The organism is Candidatus Streptomyces philanthi (assembly GCF_059553635.1).
This window is the reverse complement of sequence record NZ_JCANQV010000305.1, coordinates 1-6,484: the sequence shown is the minus strand read 5'-3', so window position 1 is coordinate 6,484 and position 6,484 is coordinate 1. Positions and strand designations below refer to the sequence as shown.

The 6,484-nt window shown below is 72.7% G+C and carries 5 protein-coding genes and 1 pseudogene; 3 read left to right on the top strand and 3 right to left on the bottom strand.

Features of this window, described 5'->3' with window-relative positions; genetic code table 11:
• A pseudogene (locus AC51EU_RS25350) lies at positions 1–195 on the top strand (sirohydrochlorin chelatase); the annotation flags it as partial.
• A 326-nt stretch (positions 196–521) separates the two neighbouring features.
• Here the strand turns inward: AC51EU_RS25350 and AC51EU_RS25345 are convergent.
• Positions 522–1,739, bottom strand: coding sequence for a S8 family peptidase (locus AC51EU_RS25345; protein WP_496269391.1), 1,218 nt, complete (start codon positions 1,737–1,739; stop codon positions 522–524).
• 443 nt (positions 1,740–2,182) lie between these two features.
• Between AC51EU_RS25345 and AC51EU_RS25340 the strand changes: the two genes are divergently transcribed.
• Positions 2,183–3,070 carry an aminoglycoside phosphotransferase family protein gene (locus AC51EU_RS25340; RefSeq protein WP_496269390.1) on the top strand — a complete coding sequence of 296 codons (888 nt, stop codon included), beginning with the start codon at positions 2,183–2,185 and terminating at the stop codon, positions 3,068–3,070.
• A gap of 79 nt (positions 3,071–3,149) precedes the next feature.
• Here the strand turns inward: AC51EU_RS25340 and AC51EU_RS25335 are convergent, their stop codons facing one another.
• A complete protein-coding gene (locus tag AC51EU_RS25335; RefSeq protein ID WP_496269389.1) occupies positions 3,150–3,872 on the bottom strand; it encodes an exonuclease domain-containing protein in 723 nt (240 codons plus the stop codon).
• Positions 3,873–3,961: 89 nt separating this feature from the next.
• On the bottom strand, positions 3,962–5,206 hold the full coding sequence (locus tag AC51EU_RS25330; protein WP_496269388.1) for a DUF5919 domain-containing protein: 1,245 nt from the start codon (positions 5,204–5,206) through the stop codon (positions 3,962–3,964).
• 642 nt (positions 5,207–5,848) lie between these two features.
• On the opposite strand from AC51EU_RS25330, the gene AC51EU_RS25325 reads away from it, so the two are divergent.
• Positions 5,849–6,484, top strand: a 636-nt coding sequence (locus tag AC51EU_RS25325) for a GTP-binding protein (RefSeq protein WP_496269387.1), incomplete at its 3' end; no start/stop codon positions are given.

Genomic DNA, 6,484 nt, shown 5'->3' with positions numbered 1-6,484 from the left:
GCGCCCTACGTCATCGCCCCCGGCCTGCTGCCCGACCGTATCGCCGCCGGAGCCCGCGAGGCCGGCGCGGACCTCCTCGCCCCCGTCCTCGGCCCCGCCCCCGAACTGGCCCGCCTGCTGCTGCGGCGGTACGCCGAGGCGCTGCCGGAGGGGTGGATCGTACGGTCGGCGGGACGCCCGGCACTGGCCGCCTGACGGGTACGGCGGTGGCACGGGGAGTACGTCCCTTGCGCCCCGAGGCGTTTCCGCAGGTCGTCGATCGCCGTGTCGAGTCCCCCGGTCCGTCGGGGCGGGCGCGTGGCGGCCCCTCCGGCGCCCGGCCGCGGCAGGCGCGAAGTCCCGGACGAGCGTGGCGCGGTGGGCGGCCGGTCGCGGGGCGGCGCCGGGTGCGGGGCGATTCGGGCACCTTCACCACGGGCGTTCTCGCCGGAGCCCCTGTGGGCGCACACGGCTGCGCCGGCCGCCGCGCCCCGTGGGGGCGGGCGCGACGGCCGGCGCGTGGTGCTGAGGAGGTGGAGTGGTTACTCGACGACCTTCAGCAGCTTGTTGGGCGTGTTCGGGCTGGCGTTGGAGATCTTGTCCGGGGTGGCGCCGTCCGTCAGGGCCTTGGCGACCTCGTCGGGGGTGGCGTCCTTGTGACCGCTCAGGTAGACCGCGGCGGCGCCCACGACGTGCGGGGTGGCCATGGAGGTGCCCGAGATGGTCTTGGTGCCGCTGTCGCTGTCGTTCCAGTCCGAGGTGATGTCGGAGCCGGGGGCGTACAGGTCGACGACGTCACCGTAGTTGGAGAAGTCGGACTGCTCGTCGTCCTTGGTGCTGGAGGCGACGGTGATGGCCTCCTTGACGCGCGAGGGGGAGCCGTTGCCCGCGTCGGTGGACTCGTTGCCCGCCGCGACGCCGAAGGTCACGCCGGAGGCGATGGCCTTCTTGACGGCCGCGTCCAGGGCCTCGTCCGCGCCGCCGCCGAGCGACATGTTGGCGACCGAGGGGCCCTTGTGGTTCTTGGTGACCCAGTCGATGCCCGCGACGACCTGCTCGGTGGTGCCGGAGCCGTTGTCGTCCAGCACGCGGACGGCGACGATCTTGGCCTTCTTGGCGACACCGTGCGCGGCACCGGCGATGGTGCCGGCGACGTGGGTGCCGTGGCCGTTGCCGTCGTCGGCATCGTTGTCACCGTCGACCGCGTCGAAGCCGTGCGAGGCGCGGCCTTCGAAGTCCTTGTGCGAGATGCGGACGCCGGTGTCGATGACGTAGGCGGTGACGCCCTCACCCGCGCTGTCCGGGTAGGTGTACTTGTTGTCGCCCTCGGTGTCCGTCTGGTCGATGCGGTCCAGGCCCCACGACGGCGGGTTGTCCTGGGTGGCGTCGATGTGGAACTTCTTGTTCTGGACGACCTTGTCGACGGCCGGGTCGGCGGCGAGGCGGCGGGCCTCCTCCGCGCTCAGGCCGGTCGCGGAAAAGCCGTTGAGGGCCGAGGTGTAGTTGCGCCGGACCTTGCCGCCGTACTTCGAGGCGAGGTCCTGGTGTGCGGAGGCGCTGACCGAGGCGGTGCCGACGGACTTCTTCATCATGACGATGTAGCTGCCGTTCACGGCGCCCTTGGCCTGAGCGCCGTAGATCTTGCCTTCGGCAGGAGTGGCACCAGCGGTGACGGCGGTGACTGCGGCGATACCAGTCGCGGCCACCGCGGCGGTTATCGCCGTGATGAGCCGCTTCTTGCTGGAACGCTTGTGAGCCATCGAGGGTTCTCCTCGTCGGTGGTGTGGGGGGAAGCGTTTCTCAACAGCCCGGCGGAACGGGCGAAGCCGTGCCGGGCCGTCCCGAAACCTTGTCGGATTGACGAGTTCAATTCAAGGCCAGCCGGGGTCTGTGAGATAAACAACAACACTGCATAAATACAAATGAGGGCGTAACTGGACATAGAACAGGCCCACATGGAAATGACTCCGCACAACTCTTTTTACGTCGCGGCAACATGAGGGTGCGATGTGTGACGGGCAATTGCCGTATTCGCCTGATGGCATGCCAGGTGAGTGATGCGCGGGGGTGCGGCGAGGCCACCACGGCCCCGCCCTCCCCGCATTCCCGCGGCCCGGCCGCTCCTTCTCCGCAACTCCCCTCACCTGCGGATTTTCCGGACCTGCGACACTGGGCGGGTTCCCGCACCGCAGGAGGCAGCACCATGACCCCACCCAGCCCCGCCTTCACCGAGGCGCGCGCCCGTGACGTGCTGGCGGCGTCCGGCCGGCCGGACGCGGCGGCCGGCGCCCGGCTGCTCGCACTCGGCGAGAACGCGGTCTTCGCCCTCGGCGACAGCGGTCCCGTCGTCCGGGTGGGGCGCAGCGCCGAACTGCTGGAGCGCGCCGAGCACGAGCTGCGGGTGGCCCGCTGGCTGGCGGACGCCGGTGTGCCGGCCGTACGGGCCGCGGAGCCCGGCGCCTTGATGGTGGAGGGGCACCCGGTGACGTTGTGGCAGCGGCTCCCGGAGGCCGTACGGCCCGCGGGGCCGGACGATCTCGCGACCCTGCTGCGGCAGGTGCACGCACTGCCGGAGCCGCCGTTCCCGCTGCCGCGGCGGGAACTCCTCGGCGGGGTGGAGCGCTGGCTGCGGCTGGCGGGCGACGCGGTGTCCCCGCAGGACGCGGAGTATCTGCGGGGCAGGCGGGACGCCTTCGCGTCCGCCGCCACCGCCCTGGAGCCGCATCTGCCCCGCGGCCCGATCCACGGCGACGCGCTGCCGCGCAACGTCCATGTCGGCCCCGACGGGCCCGTCCTCGTCGACCTGGAGACCTTCTCGTCGGACCTGCGTGAGCACGATCTGGTGGTGATGGCGCTGAGCCGGGACCGTTACGGGCTCGCGGCCGAGGCGTACGACACGTTCGTGGCGGTCTACGGCTGGGACGTACGGGACTGGGAGGGCTGCGCGGTGCTGCGGGGCTCCCGGGAGACGGCGAGCTGCGCCTGGGTGTCCCAGCACGCGCCCGGGAACCCGGCCGCGCTCAAGGAGTTCCGCCGCCGTATCGCCTCACTGCGCGAGAAGGACGCGACGGTGCGGTGGTACCCCTTCTGACCCCGCGGTCCCGTACCGGGCGGCGCCAGCACGCGCGGTGGTGCGGCCGCCAGGGGCTCCGTCCCCTCTTCTCACCGGCTCACCGCGCCCCCCGCTGGTAGGGAATCAGCGGCCAGGCCGACTCGACCGTTGCCCGCGGGTCGCCGGTGCGCCGCAGATACGCCTGGAACGAGGCGGCCTGTTCCGCGGCGGCCCGTTCCTGGAGGTCGTGCAGGTCGCGCGGGGACGGCAGGGCGACGGCCGGGTAGCGTTCACCGATCCGCCGGGCGACGGCGGCGGCCGCTGCCGCGTCGGCGCCCGCGTCGTGCGCGCCGTCGAGCCGTACGCCGTAGTGCCCGCACAGTGCCTGGAGCGCCCGCTTGCCCCTGCGGTAGCGGTCGACGTGCTTGTCCAGGACCAGGGGGTCGATGACCGGGGCGGGGACGTGTCCCAGGCGCTCGGTGAGCGTGGGCACGCCGTGGCGGCGGCATTCGCGGTCGAGCAGGGAGAGGTCGTAGCGCGCGTTCATCACCACCAGGGGTATGCGGGCGCGCAGGGCGTCGGCCAGGGCCTCGGTGATCTCCTCGGTGGCCGCCGCCGGAGGGCGGCCGTGCTCCTGGACGTAGGCGGTCGACAGGCCGTGTATGGCGGCCGCCTCGTCGGGGATCGGCACCCCGGGATCGAGCAGCCAGGTGCGGGTGGCGGTCGTCCGGCCGTCGCCCTCCAGGCGGAGCAGCGCGGCCGTGACGATGCGGTCGTGCTCGACGTCCGTGCCGGTGGTCTCCAGGTCGAAACTGACCAGCGGCTCCTGATGCCAGCTCATGGGTGGCCTCCTCGGTGTGCGTCCCCCGTTGCCCCCTCACTCTCGCACGGGCCACTGACAACCGGTCCCCGCCGGTCGTGCCGCGGCGGCTACGACACGGGCCGGGAGTCGGCCCACTCGTTCTCGAACTCCTCGCGGTAGACCTCGAAGAGGCCGCCGTCGCCGTCCCGGCCCGCGCCGGGGCGGACGATGTCGCGGCCGCCGCCGCGCAGGACGAGGACGGGGGCCTCCATGCCGCGGCTGCGGCGGAGGTAGTTCTGGACGACGGCCAGTCCGTCCGGGCCGTCGCCGTCGACGAGGTAGGCGGTGAAGCGCGGGGTCTCGTCGAAGACCTGGATCTCGAAGGCGCCGGGGTCCCGCAGCCGGGCCCGGACCCGCCGCATGTGCAGGATGTTCATCTCGATGGAGCGGCTCATCTCGCCCTTCTTCAGCCCGATTTCGCGCTCGCGGCGGCGGACGGCGCTGCTGGCGGGGTTGAGGAAGAGGAGGCGGATGCGGCAGCCGGACTCGGCGAGGCGGACCAGGCGGCGGCCGGAGTAGTTCTGGACGAGAAGGTTGAGACCTATCCCCACGGCATCGAGGCGGCGGGCGCCGCCGAAGAGGTCCTCGGCGGGCAGCTGGCGTTGCAGCCGTACGCGGTCGGCGTGCACCCCGACGACGTCGGCGTACCGGTCGCCGACCAGGTCCTCGACCGCGTCGACGGGCAGCCGCCCGGAGCTGCGGGTGCCGGCCCCGGAGCCGAGGAGGTCCAGGAGGCGGGCGGAGGCGCGTTCGGCCTGGTCGAGGACGGTCCGCGACAGGGCGCGGTTGCGGGAGACGATGTTGCGGGCGACCTCCAGCTCGTCCAGGACCAGCTCGACCTCCCGCCGGTCGTCGACATAGGGCTCGAAGCAGGGCCAGTGCTGCACCATCAGCTCGCGCAGCTGGGGGAGGGTGAGGAAGCTGACGATGTTGTCGTCGGCGGGGTCGAGGAGATAGCCCTTGCGGCGGCTGACCTCGCGTACGGCCACGGCGCGCTGCACCCATTCCTGCCCGGCGGGACCGGCCGCCGCGATGACCCACTCGTCGCCGTGCACCGGTTCGTAGACGGGGCGCAGGACGGCCGAGACCACGGCGCGCAGGCGCTGCTCGACGAGATTCAGCCAGATGTAGGCGCGTCCGGCCCGTCGTGCGCGGGTGCGCACCTCGGTCCAGGCGTCCGCTCCCCAGTCGAGTTCCGCGCCGATCTCCAGCGGCCGTGCCACGGACACGGTGCCGGGCGGCGCGTCGACGGAGCCGCCTTCCTGGCCCTCGTGACTCCCGTCACCAGGGGGCAACTCCAGCCCGCCGCTCACCTGCCACCGCCTTCCCGACCCTCGTGCCAACGATCAAGGCAGACTACTGCGGCGCGGGGGGCGGTGCAGCCGGATGGTTCGAGTCGTCCGCCAACTCCCCTTGCGTATCGTGCCCGTTGTGCCCGGAAAGCACGGTTGAAGTGAGCGGATTCATAGTGGCGGGACCGCGGGAGGCCCGGCGTACGGACGACGCCCGGCGCCGGGGCGCGCGGACGGGGGCGTACGGGAGCCCGGAGCCCCGCGGGGCGCTCCCCGGCGGCGCGGGGAAAGCGCATACGGGAGGGGTCCTCGCGGCCCCCGCACCGGCCCGCTCCGGGGAGAGACGCGGAAGGGCGCCCCGAGCAGTTGGCCGGTAGGTCACTGGCGGTTCACTCAAAGGTGAGGTAACGGGCACCGCACCCTTCGTGCGCAATACGGGCCCCTCCCCCACCGGCCCGGCAAACCGGCACCACCGTTCCCCCAGGGGCGTTCCGGCCAGGAAGGCTTCCCCCGGCGCGGAAATTCGGTTGCGCGCCGATGTGCGGCTGGCACGATGCCCCTGTCCCTACGCACCTCCGCACCACAGGAGCCACAGCATGCGCGGATTCCTCGGAACGACCCAGCTGCCCCTCCGCACCCACGTTCTTGAGGAATCGCCCCGCCATGCACACCCGGAACACCTCCGTCACCCTGTCCTGTGCTGACCGCACCGCCCCCGGCGGCATCCGCCGCACCCTGAACATCGGCATCCTCGCCCACGTCGACGCCGGCAAGACCAGCCTCACCGAACGGCTCCTCTTCGACACCGGCGTCCTCGACCGCCTCGGCAGTGTCGACGCGGGCGACACCCGGACCGACACCGGAGAGCTGGAACGGCGGCGCGGTATCACCATCCGCTCCGCCGTGGCCGCGTTCACCGTGGGCGATGTCCAGGTCAACCTCATCGACACCCCCGGGCACGCCGACTTCGTCGCCGAGGTCGAGCGCGCCCTGGAGGTGCTCGACGGGGCCGTCCTCGTCCTGTCCGCGGTCGAGGGCGTCCAGGCCGGCACCCGCGTCCTGACGCGCATCCTGCGGCGGCTGCGCCTGCCCACGCTGCTCTTCGTCAACAAGATCGACCGGGCGGGCGCCCGTACCGGAGCGCTGCTGGCCGACATCCGCCGCGGCCTGGTCCCGGCCCCCGTCCCGATGACGGCCGTCACGGGCGCGGGCACACCGCGGGCCCGGGTGACGCCGTACGACCTGGACGTTGCGCGGGCGCGCCGCGCGGTCGCCGAGGCGCTGGCGGAGGCCGACGAG